The sequence below is a fragment of the Arthrobacter sp. CAU 1506 genome (genome assembly GCF_005047635.1).
In the GTDB taxonomy this organism is placed as follows: Bacteria; Actinomycetota; Actinomycetes; order Actinomycetales; family Micrococcaceae; genus Crystallibacter.
On the sequence record NZ_SUKC01000001.1, the window covers coordinates 118,424 to 139,068 of the forward strand.

Consider the following 20,645-nt stretch of genomic DNA (forward strand, 5'->3'; position numbering starts at 1 on the left):
TGAATGGCGCTCATCTGCGCCGAGCTGCGCGCCGCAGAACGGGCCGGCAGCTAGGCTGGTCAGCATGCTCAGCCCGGCCGTGGACATCGCGATCATCGCCGCCGTCGCCGTGGTGGCGGTGGCGATGATCGCGCTGGTGGGGTTCAAGCTCACCCGTTCCTACCGCGACCTGGGTTCCGAGGCCGATCGTGCAACCTATGCCACGCTCCACACCGCCGGACTCGCCGGGCAATACCTGCGCTCCGGGCTGACGCCGACCGGCGCGGCCAAGGCCAGCAAGCATCTGCGCGGCTTGTTGGGCTCCGATGTTCTGGTCTTGACCGGCCCGGATGATGTGCTGGGCTGGGACGGAACCGGCCAGCCTCCGGAGTCGGCCCTGCGCCTCGCCGCCAAGACGATGAAGTCCGGCCGGACCCAGGTCTTCCGAGGCAACCAGCTGCTGCCGGACGGACGCGTCCCGCCGGGTACCGGTGCCCGGCACGCGCTGCCCGAAGCGGTCTTCGCCCCGATCCGGGTCCAGGAGCGCGTAGTGGGAACCGTCGGGGCATATACCGGACACGTGGCGGCTTCCCTGGTGCGGGCCACCACGGAAGTCGCGGCCTGGGTGGCCACCCAGATCGAGCTGGCCGAGCTGGACACATCAAGGACACTGCTGATGGAAGCCGAAGTGAGGGCACTCCGGGCGCAGATCAGCCCGCACTTCATCTACAACGCGCTGAACGCCATCGCGTCCTACATCCTTACCGATCCTGCCCGGGCACGTGACCTGGTGATCGAGTTCGCCGATTTCACCCGCTACTCCTTCCGCCGGCACGGCGATTTCACCACGCTGGCCGAAGAGCTGAAGTCGATTGACCGCTACCTTTTGCTGGAACGAGCCAGGTTCGGCGACCGGCTCACGGTCAGCCTGCAGATCGGTCCGGAAGTCCTCAGCACCGTCATCCCGTTCCTGTCCCTGCAGCCATTGGTGGAGAACGCCGTGCGGCACGGGCTCGAAGCCAAGGAAGGCCCGGGCCGGATCACCATCACCGCGCAGGACGCGGGAGCATATGCCGAGGTGACCATCGAGGACGACGGCGTGGGCATGGACCCGGAGCGGCTGCGCGCCGTGCTGGCCGGCCACGCCGAAGGCGACCACGTGGGCCTGCGGAATGTGGATGTGAGGCTGCGGCAGGTCTACGGCGAAGAACACGGCCTGGTCATCGACACCGCTCCCGGCGCCGGTACGCTGGTCACCCTGCGTGTGCCGAAGTTCCAGCCCGGCAACCTCGTGGAATGAGGCCGGCCGGGGCTGAGCCGCGCCGGCCGCTGCGGGCGAATAGACTGTGGCCCATGGTCAATGTGGTTGTCGCCGATGACGAAGCTCCCGCCGTCGAGGCCTTGGCGTACTTGCTGGGGCAGGATTCCCGGATCGGGGAAATCCACAAAGCCACCAGCGGGGCGGAAGCACTCCGTGCCTTGGAGCGCCACGACGTCGATGCGCTCTTCCTGGACATCCATATGCCGGCCTTGACCGGGCTGGACATCGCCAAGGTCATTTCCCGCTTCAGCCGCCCGCCCGCCGTCGTGTTCGTGACGGCCGACGAGGACAAGGCGCTGCAGGCCTTCGAACTGGCTGCCGTGGACTATCTGCTCAAGCCGGTCCGCGCCGACCGGCTGGCGGAATCGGTGCGCCGGATCTGTGAACTGATGGAAGACGGCAGTGCGGCCAAGCCGGAAGTCATCACGGTGGACCAGGGCGGCATCACCAAGATGATCCGGCGCGACGAAATCAAGTATGTGCAGGCGCAGGGCGACTACGCCCGGCTGCACACCGCCGAGGCGAGCTACCTGATCCGGGTGCCGTTGAATGACTTGGAACGCCAGTGGGCCGACGCCGGCTATATCCGGATCCATCGTTCCTACCTGGTGGCCATGGACCAGATCCAGCAGATGCGGATCAGCGCGGGCCGGGCCAGCATCCTGGTCGGCGGCGCCGAACTGCCGGTCAGCCGGCGGCACCTGCCCGCCGTCCGGGACAAGCTGGAAGCCACCCGGGTCAGGCCCCGAGGATGAGCGGTGGCCCACACGGCGACGGCGATGAGCTGCTGCCCGACGGAGGCGCCCCGCTGCCCGACGGAGGCGCCCCGCTGCCCGACGGAGGCGCCCCGCTGCCCGACGGCGATGCACTGTTGCCCGACGGAGGCGCCCCGCTGCCCGACGGCGGCGAGCCCTTCCCCGACCGCGACGCCCCGCTGCCCGACGGCGGCGAGCCCTTCCCCGACCGCGACGCCCCGCTGCCCGACGGCGATGCCGGGCTGGCGTCCGGCACCTTCCGACAGCGGGTCCGGGTAGTGGCGCCCCGTTCGGCCGCGCCCCAGCCGCCGGGCGGCTACACCTTTTCGCATGAGCTGGCCGAGCAGTCCGAGATCGGCGAGCTCTTCGTCCGGTCCTTGGTCCGTTCCCAACTGCGCCTAGCCGTCGTCGTGGCGGCGGGGTTTGGCCTCATCCTGCTGGGCGTGGCAGTGCTGATCGCGCTGGTGCCCGTCACCGCCACCCTGACCATTGCCACCATCCCGCTCCCTTGGCTGCTGCTGGGCATCGGGATCTACCCGGTTATCCTGGCCTGCGCCGCGCTCTACAACAAGGCAGCTGCCCGGAATGAGCGCAAATTCCGCGAATTGACGGCCGACTGGACCGAGCCGGGGACCAAACAGTGAACACGGCCGTCGGTCTGGCAGCTGTGGCAGCGGTGTGCGCCGCCACCGTGCTGATCGGCATCTATGGACTGCGGATTTCCCGGACCACCGGTGATTTTTACGTCGCCTCGCGGACGGTCAAGCCGTGGTGGAACGCCTCGGCCATCGGCGGCGAATACATCTCCGCGGCCAGCTTCCTGGGCGTGGCCGGACTGATCCTGATCTCGGGAATCGATGCGCTCTGGTTCCCGGTCGGCTACACCGCCGGCTACCTGATGCTGCTGCTGTTCGTGTCCGCACCGCTTCGCCGCTCCGGCGCGTACACCATCCCGGACTTCGCCGCCGCCCGGCTCGATTCCACCGCGGCGCGGCGCGTGACCAGTCTCTTGGTGGTTGCGGTCGGTTGGCTCTACATTGTGCCGCAGCTCCACGGGGCCGCCCTGACCATGCGCATCGCCACCGGCCTGCCGGGCTGGGCCGGCGCCGTCATCGTCGTCGTCGTGGTGGTGCTCTCCGTGGTGACCGGCGGGATGCGCTCCATCACCTTCGTGCAGGCCTTCCAGTACTGGCTCAAACTCACCGCGTTGGCCGTCCCGGTGGTCTTCATCCTGCTTGTCCTCACCGGTTCGGGCCAATCGCCCACCGGCGGCGGCGCGGCCTTCGACCCGGCGCTGGATGTCTCCGGTGATGCATCCCTCTACCGGAATATCTCTCTGATCGTTGCTTTGCTCTTCGGCACCCTGGGCCTGCCCCATGTGCTGGTTCGCTTTTATACCAATCCCGACGGCGCTGCTGCCCGCCGCACCACGCAGCTGGTCCTGGGCCTGCTGGCGTTGTTCTACCTCTTCCCCACCATCTACGGTGTGCTCGGCCGTCTGCACACGCCGCGGCTTGCGGGCGGCAGCCAGTCCGACGCCACCGTGCTGCTGCTGCCGGGGCGGATCGTGGACGGGGTGGCCGGCGACCTCTTGAGCGCCTGCGTGGTGGCCGGCGCCTTCGCCGCGTTCCTTTCCACTACCTCCGGGCTGGTGGTGTCGCTGGCCGGTGTGGTGAGCCAGGACCTGTTCCGCGGCAGCGTCAAGGGTTTCCGGCTGGCCGCGGTGCTGTCCGCCATCGTGCCGCTGGGCATTGCCATGGGAACCGAGTCGCTGGCCTTGGCCGGCAGCGTGGGCACGGTGTTTGCCTTCACCGCGTCAACCATCTGTCCGCTGCTGCTGCTGGGCATCTGGTGGCGCGGACTGACCGATGCCGGGGCCATTGCGGGCATGGTGTCCGGAGCCGTGCTCTGTGGCGGTTCGCTGCTGGCGGCGACAGTAGCCGGGCCGGACTTGGGCGCGTGGGCCGAGCCGCTTGGACAGCCGGCAGCCTGGACCGTTCCGACGGCTTTCCTGGTCACGGTGGCCGTCTCGCTGGCCACCGCTTCACGCAGGCCGGCGACGGTTGCCCGCGTGATGGCGCGGCTGCACACCCCTGAACGGGCAGAAGACCGGGCTCCGGTCGGCCGGCCACGCAGGGACCGCCCGGCGGAATGACCGGGTCAGTGGCCGTCCCGGCTGGTTAGTCGATTGAGGCCATGAGCTCGACCACGCGGTCCAGGAAGGCATCCACCTGGTTTTCCTCGTAGCCGTCTTTGCCCTTGGCTTCGCGGAACACGGCCCGACGGACCACGTCCACGCTCATCGGCTGGTCGTGCTCAAAATAGCCCAGCAGTTCCACGCAGAGGGCGTCCACATCCTCGATGTCGTAGCTGACCGCATTCCGCTTTGTGGGGCGGCGGAAGCGTTCTCCGGGTGCACGGTGCAGCCGGGCACGCAGCATCGCTGAGACGCGGCCAATCTGCGTCAGCCAGGCCTGCTCGCCCTCGCGGCTGATCAGTGCGTCGCGTTCCCGCTGGGCGAAGACGTCCTCCAGCCGGTCGAGCGCGGCGTCCACGGCGCGCGGGTCGTAACCGCCCTTGGCCGGATCAAACGTCTTGGCCCGCACATCGCGGCTGGTGATGGGCACGTCGTCGGGCTCGGGGCTGTTGTAGTACTCCCGGGCCTGCCCGAGGAAGTCGTCCACCTGACGGGCGTTGTAGCCGAAGTCCCGCCGGTCCACATGGTCGAACGGGGCACTGCCCTTGCCGGCTTCAATGGTTCGTCGCGCCATGGTGTCCTGTGAGTTCCTGTTCCTTCAAAACGTTCCGCTTGTGTTCGCTGCCCAGTCTATGCCGGAAGAGTGCTGAATCCCGGGCAAGGCCTGCGCCTACACTGCTCCCGGGGCGAGCAGCGATGCCAGCAGGTAGGCAACCGGAGCGGCAAAAACGATGGAATCCAACCGGTCCATGACGCCGCCGTGGCCCGGCAGGATGTTGCTCATGTCCTTGATGCCCAGTTCCCGCTTGACCATCGATTCGGCCAGGTCGCCCACGGTGGAGGCGGCGACGGTGGCGACCGCCAGCACCAGCCCGAACCACCACTGCAGGTCCAGCAGGAGGACCGAGCACAGGATCCCGACGAGAACGGCACCGCTGACCGAACCGGCAAACCCTTCCCATGACTTTTTGGGGCTGATCTTGGGCGCCATCGGATGTTTGCCGAACAGAACGCCCACGATGTAGCCGAAGGTGTCGTTGGAGACCACCAACAACAGCATGGTGGCAACCTTCAGCGCACCCGATTCCTCCAGCAGCAACAGCAGCGCGAAGCTGATGAAGAACGGCACCCAGCACAGGATGAAGGTTCCGCTGAGCACACTGCGGACCGCGCCCTCGGTACTGTCCAGGCATTTCCACACCATCAGGGCAACGCAGGTCGCCACCAGGGCGAAGGCCAACCCTTCCGGCCCGCCGTAATATGCCGCCATCGGCATGGCCAGCGCTCCCGCGAACAGCGGCGGCAGCGGCACCTTGATGTTCTTCACCGTCAGGGCTCGGGAAACCTCCCACGCGCCGACGGCGGAGAACCCCGCCACAACCATCACAAAGGCGTCCGGCAGCAGGAAAAGCCCTACCAAGACCACCGCCATCAGGATGATGCCGACGGCGATGGCGGCCGGCAGATTGCGTCCGGCGCGGGAAGGCTTGGCGGCGGCCCGCAGTGCACGCCGGCTGGACCCGCCCGGCTGCGATCCCGGACCAGCCGCCGGAGTCGGCGAACCGCCAGCCACGGGTTGAGGCTGGTCCGTACTCATCAGACCTCGAGCAGCTCGGCTTCCTTGCGCTTGAGGAGTTCGTCCACGTTGTCCGTGTGCGACTTGGTCTTGGCGTCCAGGTCCTTTTCGGCCCGGTTGCCTTCGTCTTCGCCGACGTCGCCGTCCTTGACCAGCTTGCCGATGGTGTCCATCGCCTTGCGGCGGATGTTGCGGATGGAGACCTTGGCGTCTTCGGCCTTGCCCCGGACTACCTTGACGTATTCCTTGCGGCGTTCCTGGGTCAGTTCCGGCAGGACCACGCGGATGACCACGCCGTCGTTGGCCGGGTTCGCGCCGACATCGGAATCGCGCAGGGCCTTCTCAATGTCGTTCAGCGCCGCCTTGTCATACGGGGTGATCAGCAGCGTGCGCGGCTCGGGGTTCTGGAACGATGCCAACTGCTGCAGCGGGGTCGGCGTTCCGTAGTAGTCCACCGTGACCTTGGAAAACAGGGCCGGATTGGCGCGGCCGGTGCGAATGGTGGCGAAATCTTCCTTGGCCACCTCCACTGCTTTGTCCATCTTCTCGGCAGCTTCGCGCAGCGTCTCGTCTATCACGGTCTCTCCTTCACGTCCTTCGTTCGCTCCGCGGTGTCCGCGGTCCTGACTCTGCTTTCCATCCTAGGCTATCCGGCGGCCGGGCCGGCGACGTCAGGCAGTGACGTAGGTGCCGATCTGCTCGCCCAGAATTGCGCGCGTCACGTTGCCTTCGCCCTCCATGCCGAAGACCACCATGGAGAGCTTATTGTCGCGGCACAGGCTGAAGGCAGTCTGGTCCATCACCCGGATGTTCCGGCGCATGGCTTCGTCGTAGGTCAAGGTGTCGAGCTTTTCGGCGGCCGGGTCCTTCTTGGGATCCGCGGTGTAAACGCCGTCCACGCCGTTCTTGGCCATCAGGACCACGTCGGCGTGCACCTCGAGGGCGCGCTGGGCGGCCACGGTATCCGTGGAGAAGTAGGGCAGGCCGGCGCCGGCTCCGAAAATCACTACGCGGCCTTTTTCCATGTGCCGGATGGCCCGCCGCGGAATGTAGGCTTCGGCCACTTGGCCCATGGTGATCGCACTCTGCACCCGGGTGTCCACACCGGCCTGCTCGAGGAAGTCCTGCAGCGCCAGGCAGTTCATCACGGTGCCGAGCATGCCCATGTAGTCGGCTCGGGACCGGTCCATGCCCGACGTCGAGAGTTCGGCACCGCGGAAGAAGTTGCCGCCGCCTACGACGATCGCCACTTCCACTTGGCCCACGGTGGCGGCGATTTGCTTCGCGATGCCGCGGACGGTGTCCGGGTCGACGCCGAGCTTGCCTCCGCCGAAGACTTCGCCGGACAGCTTCAGCAGCACACGGCGGCGCTTGACAGTATCGGTGGTGGTCTGGGTGTTCTGGGGTTCCATGGTGCCTCCCGGCGTGCGTGGTTCTGGGAAAAGATTACGTGAAGGCTCAGCGGTGACGGCGGGTTGCTGATCCGGACATGAAAAAGGGGCGGTCACCGGTTGGTGACCACCCCCTTGTCATTGAATCAGCCAGTTCGCCTAGGCGGTTGGACCGAGGTTACGCCCCGACGCGGAAGCGGGCAATGGCGGTGGCGTTGACGCCGGCCTCTTCCAGCACCTTGCCGACGGACTTCTTCGGGTCCTTGGCAAAGGGCTGGTCCAGCAGCACGATTTCCTTGAAGAAACCGTTCAGGCGGCCTTCGACGATCTTGGCGAGCGCGGCTTCGGGCTTGCCCTCGGCGCGTGCGGTCTCGTCGGCGATGCGGCGCTCGTTCTCCACCGTCTCGGCCGGGACCTCTTCGCGGGTCAGGTAGGTCGGCGCGAAGGCAGCGCTGTGCACTGCGACATCGTGGGCGGCCTCGAAGGCTGCGTCACCTTCGCCGTCGACGGCGAACAGGACGCCGACCTGCGCGGGCAGGTCCTTGGAGGTCTTGTGCAGGTAAGCATCGACAGTCTTGCCTTCGACGCGGGCTACGCGACGGACGACGACCTTCTCGCCCAGCACAGCGCCCTCTTCGACGACGTAGTCGGCCAGCGGCTTGTCGCCGGCGCTTGCGGCCAGCAGCGCCTCAAGGTCAGCGGCACCCGATTCAACGGCCACGGCCAGAACCTTGTCAGCGAGTTCAATGAACTTGGCGGACTTGGCGACGAAGTCGGTCTCGCAGTTGACCTCGATCATGACGCCAACGGTTCCGTCGATGACCTTGGCAGCAACCAGGCCCTCGGCGGTGGAACGGCCCTCGCGCCTGGTGGCGCCCTTCAGGCCCTTGATGCGGATCAGCTCAATGGCCTTCTCGGCATCTCCATTGGCCTCGTCCAGGGCCTTCTTGACATCCATCATGCCGGCGCCGGTGCGCTCGCGCAGGGCCTTGATATCAGCAGCGGTGTAGTTCGCCATTTGGACTCCAGTCCTCCCGTAATACGTAGTGTGCGGTACCGCTGGCGCCGGACCGATACCGGCCGGCCGCCAGCGGAAGTCCGGCGGCGCACAAGGCGCCGCCGGTTGAGTCGGATTTACTTCTCGGTGTCCGCTGCGGGTGCGTCGGCAGCCGGGGCTTCAGCAGCCGGTGCTTCGGCGGCGGAAGCGTCGGCGGCCGGTGCTTCTGCCGAGCCCTCGAGCAGTTCGCGCTCCCACTCGGCCATCGGCTCGGCCGGAGCTTCGGTGTTGCCTGCGGCGCGGTTGTTCCGAGCGATGAGGCCCTCGGCAACGGCGTCGGCGACCACGCGGGTCAGCAGGTTCACGGAGCGGATGGCGTCGTCGTTGCCCGGGATCGGGAAGTCAACTTCGTCCGGATCGCAGTTGGTGTCCAGGATGGCCACAACGGGGATGCCGAGCTTCTGGGCCTCGTCGACGGCCAGGTGTTCCTTCTTGGTGTCGACAACCCAGATGACCGAAGGGGTCTTGGTGAGGTTGCGGATGCCGCCCAGCGTGGTTTCGAGCTTGTTCTTCTCGCGCTGCAGCAGGAGCAGTTCCTTCTTGGTGCGGCCGGAGGAAGCAACGTCGTCGAAGTTGATCTCTTCGAGTTCCTTCAGGCGCGAGATGCGCTTGGAGACGGTCTGGAAGTTGGTCATCATGCCACCGAGCCAACGCTGGTTGACGTACGGCTGGCCAACGCGGGTGGCCTGCTCGGCGATGGCTTCCTGAGCCTGCTTCTTGGTGCCGACGAACAGCACGGTGCCGCCGTGGGCAACGGTGGCCTTGACGAACTCGTAGGCGCGGTCGATGTAGGACAGCGACTGCTGCAGGTCGATGATGTAGATGCCGTTGCGCTCGGTGAAGATGAAGCGCTTCATCTTCGGGTTCCAACGGCGGGTCTGGTGACCGAAGTGCACGCCGCTGTCGAGCAGCTGGCGCATGGTAACGACTGGCATGTCGTCACTCCTTCCGGCAGCATCCGGCTGGGCCTGGGCTGCTGCCTCATAGACGGTTATTAGCTTCTCGCCCGGCGGGCGAAGCTCCTGGTGTCTGTCGGCCCCGCCTGGACGGCGGTGCATGTGCCCGGACCGGGTTTCCGGACCGCCTGGGCACACTCCAGCGCAGCGAATTTGCGACGATGGATTTCAGACACGCGTAGTCAGCCTCAGTCCGGACATGCGTCATGGACGGAAAACTGCTTCGCCCAGTGTACTACAGGAGGCGGCCCAATCCCGCGCCTTCCAGCCCTCCACAGGCGTCCACGCCATGGGTTTTTGCACACGGTGGGTGCACGCCGCTTCCTTGGCCCTCGTCTGCAGTGACGATGGGTGCCATGAAGCCACCCGCCACTCGCTGCGCAGCTGCCGCAGCTTCGGTCATGCTGCTACTGGCCGCAGGCCCCGCCGCCCCGGCCACCTCCGTGGCCGCCGACCCGGCCGATGCGCCGTGGAGCTGGCCTGCATCGCCGGCGCCCGCTGTACTGCGTGGCTTTGATCCGCCGCCCGAACCGTGGTTGAGCGGCCATCGCGGGGTCGACTTGGCCGTCCCGGCAGGAACCGCAGTCCTCTCCCCCGCCGACGGCCGGATCAGCTTCTCCGGTTGGGTGGTGGACCGCCGAGTGATCACGATCAACCACGGCGACGGACTGCGCAGCAGCCTGCTGGCGGTGGCGTCCGACCTACAGGCAGGGGACACGGTCTCCGCAGGCGACTCGGTCGGAACCGTCGCCGAGGGCGGGCATTGCCCGACCGCCTGCCTGCACTGGGGAGTGCGCCGCGGCGAGACCTACATCAACCCCTTGCAGTTCGTCATGGATCTGCGGCCGTCGGTGTTGCTGGCGGTGCCGGACGGCTAGACGAATGCTGCCACGCCGGTGATGGCCCGGCCGGTGACCAAGGAATTGATTTCGTGGGTTCCTTCGTAGGAGTAGATGGCTTCGGCGTCGGCAAAGATCTTGGCCATCTCGTAGTCGGCGACGATGCCGTTCCCGCCCAGGATGCTGCGGCCCAGAGCCACGCTCTCCCGCATCCGCGCGGCGGTGAACGCCTTGGCCAGCGCGGAATGTTCGTCCTTGGCCTGGCCGGCATCTTCCATCTGCGCCAACCGGACCATCATGCCCATCGATGCCACGGCGTTGCCGAGGATCTGGACCAACTGGTCCTGCACCAACTGGAATGACGCCAACGGCTTACCGAACTGATACCGCTCCACCGCGTAGCGCCGCGCCACATCGAAGGCAGCCAGTTGCTGCCCGACGGCCTGCCAAGCTACTCCGAGCCGGGTTACCTTCAGAACCTTGTTGGTATCCCGGAAGCTGTTGGCTCCCTTGAGATGGAAGTCGTCGGAGACCACCACGTTTTCCAGGGTGATGTCTGCGTTCTGCACCGTCCGAAGGCTGATCTTGTTCTCGATCTTTGTGGCGCTGTAGCCGGGCGTGGACGTATCGACCAGAAATCCCTTGACCTGGTTGTCAGCCACGTCGCGGGCGTAGATCACCACCCAATCGGAGAACGTCGCGTTGCCGATCCAGCGCTTGGCACCGTTCAGGATCCAGTTACCGCCGTCGCGCCGGGCGGTGGTTCGGGTGCCGCCTGCGACGTCGGAACCGCCCAGCGGCTCCGTCAACCCGAAGGCACCAATCTTCTTCATGGCATAGATGTCCGGCAGCCACGCGTCCTGCTGCTCTTTCGAGGCCAGCGCTTCAATTGATCCAGTAAACAGCCCGTCATGGACCCCCATGAACGTGGCAATGGATGTATCCGCACGGGTAAATTCCGCGTGCATGAGACCGGCGAACAAATTGGAGTGCCCCTGCCGCCTGACCGGGCTGACCATGTCCAGCTCCGCCAGCTTGGGAATGATTTCCATCGGGAATTCGGCCCGGTTCCAACAGTCGACGGCGATGGGGCGGACTTCCTTGGCCAGCCAGTCGCGGATGTCGCGCAACCGGGAGCGTTCCGCTTCAGAGAGCAGCGACTCGAAGGCGTAGAAGTCTCCGTCGGCGTAGGGGAGATTGTTGGGATCAATGACGCGCTGGCCCATAGTGGCTTCCTTTTTCAATCAGGCAGGGTCCGGCGCCGGCGAAATGGCAAGAGGGGCGCCGCGAAGTTACTGAGCAGTAACATAGCGCAGAAGCGGTCCCCAGGCAACGATTTTCCCGAGTCCCGACTGAGCCCGTGGCAGTTCGCGAACACATCCGGACGGCGGCCCAGTGCTACTTCCCGGCACGGCTCCTCGCGCAGGGGCGTCAGCACCCCCGGACGGCACCAACCAGCCCGCCGCGCGCGAGTCGATTTTCACTGCACCTCGACGCGGCCCAGAGGGGTGGTCACGCGTCACAAATTGCCTGATGGAACGTTAATATTTGCGCGAGTTTAGGGCGCTTCGGTAAGCATTCCGCTTGGCTTATTTACGCCCTTCGCAGCTGCAACTGCACGTTTAACCGGGCGCTTCCTGATGGGCGTGTCGCGACGGTTCACCACGTAACAATTCCCCGGGCGGGTGCCGTCCGTCACAGGGCGAGTAGCGTTTTTCTTGTCCGAAACTACAGCGCAAAATGCAGCCGCTGTAGAAGCAAGACTGGAAAAGAGAATCATCATGAACACCACAAAGCTGCGCGTCGTTGGGTCTTCTCTGCTGGTTGCCGCATTCGGCTTCACGGGCCTGGCAATGACCGCCGCTCCTGCGTCGGCGAGCACGGTTCAAAGCGTGTCCGCCAACAGTTACCGCCATGACCATAACGGCAATCGTCACGACGGCAATCACCACGGCGACGGCCGCGACCACCGAGAGCACCGCCGGCACCACGAGCGTCGGCATAACGACCGGTGCGAATGGAACTATGGCTGGTACCGTCATCACGATCACTGGGAACGCGGGTGGTACAGGGACTGCGATCACCGGTAGCACGATCGTTACTGACACACGCACCATCCAGCCGGGGTGAGGCTCCGGCCCACAATGTGCGGAACAGCGGGCACAGCCACCCGTTGCTCCGCACATTTCTGTGAACGATCACGCTGGCGTCCGGGACCCCCGAGGCCTCCGTCACCTGCGCATTTCTCCCCTGCAACAACGGACCGGGTCCAGGAGCTCTGGCTCCAGGACCCGGTCCGTATGCACACAGTAGGGCGAGTGGGGCTTGAACCCACGACCGAACGATTATGAGTCGTTTGCTCTAACCGACTGAGCTATCGCCCCGTGCCCTTCGATGTTACTGAATGCCGACCACGATGTTGAAACCGGCACGGCGCGGCACAACGAATCAGTTGAGGTAGTCGTCGGCAGAACCGCCGCGGTAGAGCTGCTCGAAGGTGTCCATGGTCTCGTCGATGCCGTGCCGCACCGCTTTCGCATGGCTTGCCTCCCCCATCGCCGCAATCCGTTCCGGGCTCTGCCCGAGGACGGCATTGAGCTTGGCCGCCAGATCGGCAGGGTCGCGGGGAGCAAACAAATACCCGTTGACGCCGTCTTCCACGAGATGCGGCAGGGCCATCGCATTGGCCAGCACCACGGGCTTGCTGGCGGACATGGCCTCCAGCGACACCAGGGACTGCAGCTCCGCGGTTCCCGGCTGGCAAAAAACAGTGGCGCGCAGGTACGCCCGGCGCAACTCGTCGTCGTCGACGTGGCCGAGGAAGGAAACCCGGCGGCCCAGGCCCATAGCGGCAACCCGGCCTTCGAGGTTCTTCCGCTCATCGCCGTCGCCGACGATTTCGAGGTGGACGTTCAGCGCGGGGTCTGTCATGGCCAGCGCCTCGATCAGCGTATCCACGTTTTTCTCCACCGCGAGCCGACCGGCGAACAACACCGTGGGGTGCTCCGGCATGTCGATGCTCTCCCCCGGCGCCAACTCGTAGGCGGCAGCGTCGATGCCGTTCGACAGGGGCAGCACCTTGTGCAGGAAGGCATGGTCACGCATCGCCTTGGCAGCCAGCGGCGTCGGCGTGGTCACTACGGCTGCCTTGCCCATGATCTTGCCCATGTCGCGCCAGGAGTTCTTGGCCACGATGTTGAGGAACCACTGCGGGAAGGGCAGGAACGGCTCCAGGTTCTCCGGCATGAAGTGGTTGGTCGCAATGGTGCGGATGCCGCGTCGCACCGCTTCGGCGATGGTGGCCTGTCCGATCATGTAATGGCACTGGATATGCACCACATCCGGCTGTACTTCATCGAAGACCCGCTTGATATCGCGCTTGATCTCCCACGGCAGGCAGATGCGCCACGTCTCATGCGTCGGCACCGAGTGCGAGCGCAGCCGGTGCACTTGCGCCTCGGGACGCTGCTCCAAGAAGGTCGGGCCCTTCTCGCTGCGCCCGGCGATGATGTCTACGCTGTGCCCACGCTTGGTCATCGCTGTGGCCAGACGGAAGCCAAAGACCGCCGCTCCGTTGACGTCCGGCGGATAGGTATCGGCAGCAATCAGGATCTTCAGGGGTTTAGGTCCGATGTCGTCGCTCACCTGCGGCAGGACTCCTTGGTTGTTGTGGCAGTTATCTTCATCGGCACGGAAGCTACGGCTTCTTGCCCGAGGCTTGGGCCCGTCGTCGGGCTTCTTCTTGTTTCTGCAGGACGTCGGGATGATGCCGTGAGAGGGCGATGACCCCAACAATAGCAACCAATCCCGCTCCCACCATGCCGATCGCGAAGACCGGTTCGACGTCGGGTCTCAGTTCCCCGAGGATGAAAATACCGATCGAAATGCCCACCAGCGGATCAATGACGGTCAGCCCGGCGATCACCAAATCGGGCGGTCCGCTGGCGTAGGCGCTCTGCACAAACCAGGATCCGAGGCCGCCGGCGGCTGCTACTGCGATGAGGGTGTAGATGGGCACATTGGCGATGAAACCGCCGCCCGGCTCCAGCAACCGCAGCCCGATGATCCGCACCAGTACGGCCACGAATCCGAACAGCATGCCGGCGCCCAAGATGTACGCGAAGGCATTGAGCCGGTGCCGGAACATCAACTCCAGCGAGAGGAAGACGGCAATCACCACCGCGAGCAGGAGGACCGCCGAGAGTTCCTCATCCGGCCGGACATGATGGCTTTCGCCGGTGACATTGACGGCCAACAGTACGAACACGGCACTGCCGGCGACGCAGGCGGAGATCGCCACCACGGTGATCCGGTTGAGCCGGATTCCCTGATCCTTGGAATTGATGATGGTGGTAATCACCAAAGCAATGGCGCCGATTGGCTGCACCACGGTCAACGGCGCGCTGACTAGCGCGAAGACGTTCAGGGCCATGCCGGTGGCCAACATCACGAGGCCCAGAACCCAGCGCGGATTGCGCAGCATCCGCAGCAAGCCGGAGACGCTCATGGCCAGGCCGCCGGTGTTGGCTCGCACAGCACTGGCCTGGCGCTGCGTACCGAGCGCGAGGAAGAAAGCGCCCAGCAGGGCACAGAGGATTGCTAACCAGACCATGGGGTCCCATCGGCAGGGACCCGGTCAAGGCCCAACGCCGGGTCAACCACGGCTTGGCCCGTCCTCGGCAACTGTTTGCTGGCCCTTGTATTTTCGCCAGGCCGCCCGCATGTATCCCAGCCAGGCGAGGACATGCCCGACGCAGCCCGCAGCCAGGATGATGTAAGAGAAAGTCAGGAGCCAGTCGTGGCCGAAGCCTTCAACCCGGTAGAGCAGCAGCAGCGGAGTCCCCACCAGCAGCAAAGCGGTGCGAATCTTGCCGATATCCGTGACGGGAAGGTCCGGACTGCCATGGAAAAGGATCAACGAGAACACCAGCAAGATGGCATCCGGGATGATGATCGACAGCAGCAGCCACCAGGGCGCAATACCTGCAGCAACGAAGGTGATGGCCACGATGATCAGTGCCAGCCGGTCGGCGAACGGATCCAGCCACTTGCCAACGGAAGACATCTGATTGAAGCGCCGCGCTACGTAGCCGTCTACCCAGTCGGTGGATCCCAGCACCACCAGCGTGATGGTGGCGGCACCGTATGACTCCTTGGCGATGAGCCAGACGAACAGCGGTACGGCTAGAAAGCGCAGCACCGTAATGAGGTTCGGGATGGTCCAGAATGTGTGCAGTTCACGGTATTCGAAATCGCGCCGCGTTCCGGCACCGATAATCCTCAACGCTGTCCCTCCCCTCAGCTGTTGTTCCATGCTCGTCAGCCGGCTGACCTACAGCCGGCTCCGACGCCGTTGTGCGGCACGTCATGAGTTACTTGTGCAGCAGCCGCCGAAGCATGACGCCCATCGCCGTCAGCGAGACCGCCAGCGTGGCCAGCGGCTTCCAGCGCTCCTTCAACTCCGGGGCAGCCTCGCCCACTGAGTCGGCGCCGGCCACCAGACGTTCGGTGGCTGTATCTGCGGCATGCTTCGCGCGGGCCTTGGCCTGCTCCGCCCGGGGACGGGGGTCGACCCGGCGGCCGAGATCGTCCCTGATGCTCGCCAGGTGGTCGCGCCGTTCGGACGTGCGGGCACGCAGCTCCTCCAGCGTCGGGGCCGGCGGCTTGGGCTCCTCCCGCTCCGGCTTCTCCGGCGGGGCTTCCTTCACCGGCTTCTCCTCCAAAGTCGCCGGATCGAAGCTGGTTCCCTCACGCAGCACACCGACGTCGTACCTGACGCCACGGATGGCTTCGGCCGGCAGGAGGGGCATGGTCCGCTTCACGGCCGCATATCCGATCAGAGCCAGAATGCTTCCCAACACCAGGAAGACTGCCGCCACAATCAGTGCCGCCAGCCAGGCCGGCATCACGAGGGCCAGCCCCATGATCGCCGCCACCAAGATGGAGATGGCCATGGCCACCAAGAACACCACGGCCGCCACCACGATTCCGGCAGCAACGCCGACCTTGACACCCTTGCCTTTGAGCTCGAGCAGGGCGAGCGAGACTTCGTCCTGAAGCTGGCGGGGTGTCAGTTGGCCTGCAAGCCGTGCCAGTTCCACCGTCGACATCTTCGCACCGGTTGCGGTGCTTCTGGGGCCTTCCGGACCGGTCATGGGCTCTGCCTCCATCATTGTCGGTAGTGCGCGAGTGTCCACACCATCAAATTATCATTCTGCCCCAGCTCGGCTCCTCAGTCGTAGGGAGGACATTCATTGCAGTGCCGTGGGACAAAAATTGTGAGTAAACGCTTACGTTCGTATCCCGCGCCATCTAGGCTGGCAGGCAGTCACTATCCGCCCCCTCGGGAGATCAACCCATGAGCAAGGTCCTGCACTTTCCGAAGAAATTCCTTTGGGGTGCGGCCACGGCCGCTTACCAGATCGAAGGCGCGTCGGACCAAGACGGCCGTACCGACTCAATCTGGGATGCCTTCTGCAGGCTTCCCGGCGCCGTCGTCGGCGGCCAGAACGGCGGGACCGCGTGCGACCACTACCACCGGTACCGCGAGGACGTTGCCCTGATGTCCTCCCTGAATCTGGATGCTTACCGGTTCTCCACATCGTGGCCGCGGATCAAACCGGACGACGCAGCGGTGAATCCGGCCGGGCTGGATTTCTATTCGCGACTCATCGATGAACTGTGTGCCGCCGGCATCAAGCCGTGGCTCACGCTCTACCACTGGGATCTGCCCCAGGCGCTGCAGGAACAGGGCGGCTGGGCGAACCGTGACACGGCCTACCGTTTCGCGGACTACGCCCTGGACGTCCATGCGGCGCTCGGGGACCGGGTACGGGTCTGGACCACCCTCAATGAGCCATGGTGCTCGGCCTTCCTCGGCTATGGCTCAGGGGTCCATGCGCCGGGAATACAGTCCCGGGCCCAGGCCCTGGCCGCCATGCACCACCTGCTCCTCGGCCACGGCCTGGTGGTGGACGAACTGCGCCGCCGCGATCCGGGCGCCAAGCTGGGCCTCACGCTGAACTTCACGATCGCAGACCCCCTGGACCCGGACGACCCGGTCGACGTCGATGCCGCCCGGCGCATCGACGGCCAGTTCAACCGCGCTTTCCTCGATCCGATCTTCAACGGGGAGTATCCGCATGATTTTCTGGCGGACGTGGAGGAGTACGGACTGGATTCCCAGATCCGGGACGGCGACCTTGACCTGATCCGGACCCCGATCCACACGCTGGGGGTCAACTACTACCACGGTGAAGCGGTGACCGGCCATCCGCGGGCGGATGCCGAAAACGCGCATGCCGCCCCTGTCGAGCGGCAGATAGCTCCGGCCTACCCCGCAGCCGACCATGTCAGTTCCGTGTCCCGCGGCCTGCCGACGACGGCGATGGGCTGGGAAATCCAGCCCGATGGGTTGTACCGGTTGCTCCTGCGACTGCAGGACGAATACAGCGGTCCGGCCGGGACGGCGCTCTACATTACGGAGAACGGCGCCGCGTTCGACGACGAGGTCTCCGACGACGGCGCAGTCCACGACCCGCACCGGCTCGAGTTCCTCCGCGCCCACATCGTGCAATGCCATCGCGCCATTCAGGCCGGCGTGGATCTCCGGGGCTACTTCGGTTGGTCCCTGATGGACAACTTCGAGTGGGCCTGGGGATACGCCAAGCGCTTCGGATTGACGCGGGTGGACTACAACACCTTGGAGCGGACGGTGAAGTCCAGCGGCCGCTGGTATGCCCAGGTCGCGGCCAGCAACCAGGTTGGCACCGCCCCGTAAAGGCACCGCACGAAAAAAGATCCCGCACCGGACATCGGTGCGGGATCTTTTCCTTGAGCTCCCCCGACTGGACTCGAACCAGTAACCCTTCGATTAACAGTCGAATGCTCTGCCAATTGAGCTACGGGGGAATGAAGCGAATAAAACTCTAGCAGTCCGCCGACACGGAGCGAAATCGAGAATCACCCGGGGCGCGGGCGTCGGGAATTACGCACAGGTCGGGACGCGTCGACCGTGGAAAACATCACATGCGGGTTATAGGCCAGACACACGCTTTTGGCCCATAAGCTTCACGTGCCTCAGCCCGCAAGGCCACAAAACAACGGATCCCCGCCCTCACGATGAGGACAGGGATCCGGTGCATCCGCTCCCCCGACTGGACTCGAACCAGTAACCCTTCGATTAACAGTCGAATGCTCTGCCAATTGAGCTACGGGGGAAAGCAGTCATCCGCCATCGGCGGTTTGACCTCCAACAGCATACTCAATGCAGCCCGGAACTTGCCAATCGTGGACTGCCCATCGGGCGCCTTGTGGCGCGCCTAACACGCCAGGCACCCACGGCCGCTCCCCCGCATTGCTATTCCGAGCGAAGGGCGCGTCGCTGCATCTCCAGTTCCATCAGTTCACGGTTGATCTGCTGGAAGGCCTCGGGATCGGCTGATGGATCCATCCGCTGCAATTGGCCTAGCTTGTCCGCCTTGAGGTGGGTGATCTGCAGGTCCTGCATTCGATTGAGGATCCCCCGGCAATAGAGCCGCAGGGCGTCGTCGTTCTGTGCCGGCAGCGGCGTGACGGCCAGTTCGGAGACAAAGCTGCGCAGTTCCTCAGGCACCTCTTGCCGAATGGTCTCCACCCACTGCGACGGCGTGGCCCCGGACACGCCGGCCGCCCTCACGGCGCCATGGACGGCTACGTGCATGGGCGCCAGAAAACGGGCCTGCATGAACTGTTCCCACTGGTTCGCATCGAGGAGGCCCGGTTGCTGGATGGCCACTTCCAGCGCTTGGTGTTCCAACCGGACGACGGGGTCCCGCAGGTCCGGCCGCGGGTAGGCCGGCTCCGGTGCTGGCATCTGGCCGGATTCCGGCCCATAGGAAGGAAAACCGCCGTGCTGGTCGCCGTCGCGGTAGGAGTGCTGCGCAGCCTGGTCGTACGGCGGAGCCCCGGCATGGCCGTCCGGTTGCGGCCGGGAAGGGGCGGCTGCGTTCCATCCGCCTTGCCGGTTTGGCGAACGGTTGCTGCCCTGCCAGTCCCGCGCCTGCGGCTGCTGCCCGCCGCGGTTGGGCTGGTCCTGCCCGCGGCCCTGCTGGTCCCGCTCCCGGCCGGTCTTTCCGGCGGCCCCGGCCTGCCCACGCTTGACGGCACCGGCCACCGCACGGGCGACGTCCTCAACGTCCATGCCTAGCCAGCCCGCCAGCTCACGCGAGTACCCGGGCCGCATCGCCGGGTCCTTGATCTCGGCCACCACCGGCGCGGCGGCCCGCAGCGCCGAGACGCGCCCCTCGACGGTATCCAGATTGAACTTCTTCAACGTGGCCTTGATGGCGAACTCGAACAACGGACGGCGGGAACCGATCAGTTCGCGCACCGCGCCTTCGCCATGACTGAGGCGGAGGTCGCAAGGGTCGGCGCCGCTGGGCTCCACCGCAACATAGGTCTGGGCAACAAAGCGCTGGTCCTCTTCGAAGGCTCGCAGCGCGGCCTTTTGGCCGGCCTCGTCACCGTCGAAGGTGAAGATCACTTCGCCGCCGGTTCCATCATCGGACAGCAGCCGCCTGGCAATCTTGATGTGGTCCGTGCCGAAGGACGTACCGCAGGTCGCCACAGCCGTTTGGATGCCGGAGAGGTGGCAAGCCATCACGTCCGTGTAGCCCTCCACGACCACCAGTTGGCGGCTGCGGGCGATGTCCCGCTTGGCCAGGTCAATCCCGTAGAGGACCTGCGACTTCTTGTACAGCACCGTCTCCGGGGTGTTCAGGTACTTGGGTCCCTGATCGTCTTCGTACAGCTTGCGGGCGCCGAAACCAATCGTCGCGCCGGTCAAATCGCGAATGGGCCAGATGAGCCGTCCGCGGAAACGGTCGTAGATCCGGCTGTTCCTGCCGTCGGAACCGTCCGACCCGCCGGAGAACATACCGGTCAGGCGCAGTTCGTCCTGGCTGAAGCCGCGGCCGGTCAGGTGCTTGAGCAGGCCATCCCAGCCTTGGGGCGCGTAGCCCACCGCAAAATGCTCTGCGGCTGCCTGGTCGAAGCCCCGCCCGGACAGGAATTCCCGCGCGGCGGCCGCGCCCGGAGTCTGCAACTGCTCGCGGAAGAATTCGGCGGCGACCTTGTGGGCATCCAGCAGCCGCTGCCGTTTGCCGACGTCTTCCCGGCGCGGGCCGGTCCCCCCGTCCTCGTAGCGCAGCGTGTAGTTGATCCGGTGGGCCAGCTTCTCCACGGTCTCGGAGAACGTGGTGTGGTCCATCTTCTGCAGGAAGGAGATGACGTCCCCGCCTTCGCCGCAACCGAAGCAATGGTAGGTTCCCACCTGCGGACGGACATGGAACGACGGCGAACGCTCGTCGTGGAACGGGCACAGGCCCTTGAAGGAACCGATGCCTGCCGATTTCAGCGTGACGTAGCCGTCGACGACTTCCTTGATGTCTGTACGCTGGCGGACTTCATCGATGTCTTCACGTTTAATGAGTCCGGCCATAGTCCTATGTTATGCAGCGGCGCCAAATCGGCGCCGCTCGCCGTGCCCGCTGGGGACGGCGATGCCCCGGCGGCCGCCTGTGGAGGGCGAGTCG

The 20,645-nt window shown here is 65.4% G+C and carries 19 protein-coding genes and 3 tRNA genes; 7 read left to right on the top strand and 15 right to left on the bottom strand.

Features of this window, described 5'->3' with window-relative positions; genetic code table 11:
- The first annotated feature begins 64 nt into the window (after positions 1 to 64).
- From E4J89_RS00570 to E4J89_RS00585, 4 genes are read left to right on the top strand one after another with little or no spacing between them, the layout of a single operon-like run.
- Complete coding sequence (locus E4J89_RS00570; RefSeq protein ID WP_136784158.1) at positions 65 to 1,279, top strand: histidine kinase; 1,215 nt, start codon at positions 65 to 67, stop codon at positions 1,277 to 1,279.
- A 53-nt stretch (positions 1,280 to 1,332) separates the two neighbouring features.
- A complete protein-coding gene (locus E4J89_RS00575; protein WP_136784159.1) occupies positions 1,333 to 2,055 on the top strand; it encodes a LytTR family DNA-binding domain-containing protein in 723 nt (240 codons plus the stop codon).
- Complete coding sequence (locus E4J89_RS19920; protein WP_346763366.1) at positions 2,052 to 2,699, top strand: hypothetical protein; 648 nt, start codon at positions 2,052 to 2,054, stop codon at positions 2,697 to 2,699. The genes E4J89_RS00575 and E4J89_RS19920 overlap by 4 nt, the downstream gene beginning before the upstream one ends.
- Positions 2,696 to 4,210 (top strand): cation acetate symporter, encoded by a 1,515-nt coding sequence (locus tag E4J89_RS00585; RefSeq protein ID WP_136784160.1) that lies wholly within the window; start codon positions 2,696 to 2,698, stop codon positions 4,208 to 4,210. Before E4J89_RS19920 ends, E4J89_RS00585 begins: the two co-directional genes overlap by 4 nt.
- A 25-nt stretch (positions 4,211 to 4,235) precedes the next feature.
- On the opposite strand, the gene E4J89_RS00590 is transcribed toward E4J89_RS00585, so the two are convergent.
- From E4J89_RS00590 to rpsB, 6 genes are all read right to left on the bottom strand, one after another.
- Positions 4,236 to 4,826, bottom strand: coding sequence for a DivIVA domain-containing protein (locus tag E4J89_RS00590; protein WP_136784161.1), 591 nt, complete (start codon positions 4,824 to 4,826; stop codon positions 4,236 to 4,238).
- 96 nt (positions 4,827 to 4,922) lie between these two features.
- On the bottom strand, positions 4,923 to 5,849 hold the full coding sequence (locus E4J89_RS00595) for a phosphatidate cytidylyltransferase (RefSeq protein ID WP_136784162.1): 927 nt from the start codon (positions 5,847 to 5,849) through the stop codon (positions 4,923 to 4,925).
- Entirely contained in the window at positions 5,849 to 6,406 is a 558-nt protein-coding gene (gene frr, locus E4J89_RS00600) for a ribosome recycling factor (protein ID WP_136784163.1), read from the bottom strand. Before frr ends, E4J89_RS00595 begins: the two co-directional genes overlap by 1 nt.
- 93 nt (positions 6,407 to 6,499) lie before the next feature.
- On the bottom strand, positions 6,500 to 7,240 hold the full coding sequence (pyrH, locus tag E4J89_RS00605; protein WP_136784164.1) for a UMP kinase: 741 nt from the start codon (positions 7,238 to 7,240) through the stop codon (positions 6,500 to 6,502).
- A gap of 157 nt (positions 7,241 to 7,397) precedes the next feature.
- Positions 7,398 to 8,237 (bottom strand): translation elongation factor Ts, encoded by an 840-nt coding sequence (gene tsf / locus E4J89_RS00610; RefSeq protein ID WP_136784165.1) that lies wholly within the window; start codon positions 8,235 to 8,237, stop codon positions 7,398 to 7,400.
- 116 nt (positions 8,238 to 8,353) lie between these two features.
- Entirely contained in the window at positions 8,354 to 9,211 is an 858-nt protein-coding gene (rpsB, locus tag E4J89_RS00615; RefSeq protein WP_136784166.1) for a 30S ribosomal protein S2, read from the bottom strand.
- 377 nt (positions 9,212 to 9,588) lie between these two features.
- Between rpsB and E4J89_RS00620 the strand changes: the two genes are divergently transcribed.
- Complete coding sequence (locus tag E4J89_RS00620) at positions 9,589 to 10,110, top strand: M23 family metallopeptidase (protein WP_169303877.1); 522 nt, start codon at positions 9,589 to 9,591, stop codon at positions 10,108 to 10,110.
- Here E4J89_RS00620 and E4J89_RS00625 read toward each other — a convergent pair.
- On the bottom strand, positions 10,107 to 11,297 hold the full coding sequence (locus E4J89_RS00625; protein WP_136784168.1) for an acyl-CoA dehydrogenase family protein: 1,191 nt from the start codon (positions 11,295 to 11,297) through the stop codon (positions 10,107 to 10,109). The genes E4J89_RS00620 and E4J89_RS00625 overlap by 4 nt on opposite strands.
- A 555-nt stretch (positions 11,298 to 11,852) precedes the next feature.
- On the opposite strand from E4J89_RS00625, the gene E4J89_RS00630 reads away from it, so the two are divergent.
- Entirely contained in the window at positions 11,853 to 12,161 is a 309-nt protein-coding gene (locus E4J89_RS00630) for a hypothetical protein (protein WP_136784169.1), read from the top strand.
- 220 nt (positions 12,162 to 12,381) lie between these two features.
- Here the strand turns inward: E4J89_RS00630 and E4J89_RS00635 are convergent.
- From E4J89_RS00635 to E4J89_RS19860, 5 genes are all read right to left on the bottom strand, one after another.
- Positions 12,382 to 12,455 (bottom strand) — tRNA-Ile (locus E4J89_RS00635).
- 64 nt (positions 12,456 to 12,519) lie between these two features.
- Positions 12,520 to 13,716: a glycosyltransferase gene (locus tag E4J89_RS00640; RefSeq protein WP_136784170.1), complete on the bottom strand. Its 1,197-nt coding sequence runs from the start codon at positions 13,714 to 13,716 to the stop codon at positions 12,520 to 12,522.
- Positions 13,717 to 13,768: 52 nt separating this feature from the next.
- Positions 13,769 to 14,683 carry a DMT family transporter gene (locus E4J89_RS00645; protein WP_136784171.1) on the bottom strand — a complete coding sequence of 305 codons (915 nt, stop codon included), beginning with the start codon at positions 14,681 to 14,683 and terminating at the stop codon, positions 13,769 to 13,771.
- A gap of 42 nt (positions 14,684 to 14,725) precedes the next feature.
- Entirely contained in the window at positions 14,726 to 15,385 is a 660-nt protein-coding gene (locus tag E4J89_RS00650) for a CDP-alcohol phosphatidyltransferase family protein (RefSeq protein WP_240691605.1), read from the bottom strand.
- Between the two features lie 58 nt (positions 15,386 to 15,443).
- Complete coding sequence (locus tag E4J89_RS19860; protein WP_276606322.1) at positions 15,444 to 16,226, bottom strand: phage holin family protein; 783 nt, start codon at positions 16,224 to 16,226, stop codon at positions 15,444 to 15,446.
- Between the two features lie 203 nt (positions 16,227 to 16,429).
- Here E4J89_RS19860 and E4J89_RS00660 point away from each other — a divergent pair, with 203 nt between their 5' ends.
- Positions 16,430 to 17,851 carry a GH1 family beta-glucosidase gene (locus E4J89_RS00660; RefSeq protein ID WP_136784172.1) on the top strand — a complete coding sequence of 474 codons (1,422 nt, stop codon included), beginning with the start codon at positions 16,430 to 16,432 and terminating at the stop codon, positions 17,849 to 17,851.
- A gap of 58 nt (positions 17,852 to 17,909) precedes the next feature.
- On the opposite strand, the gene E4J89_RS00665 is transcribed toward E4J89_RS00660, so the two are convergent.
- From E4J89_RS00665 to dnaG, 3 genes are all read right to left on the bottom strand, one after another.
- Positions 17,910 to 17,982 (bottom strand) — tRNA-Asn (locus E4J89_RS00665).
- Positions 17,983 to 18,218: 236 nt separating this feature from the next.
- Positions 18,219 to 18,291, bottom strand: a tRNA-Asn gene (locus tag E4J89_RS00670).
- A gap of 139 nt (positions 18,292 to 18,430) precedes the next feature.
- Complete coding sequence (dnaG, locus tag E4J89_RS00675; protein WP_136784173.1) at positions 18,431 to 20,551, bottom strand: DNA primase; 2,121 nt, start codon at positions 20,549 to 20,551, stop codon at positions 18,431 to 18,433.
- Positions 20,552 to 20,645: the final 94 nt, after the last annotated feature.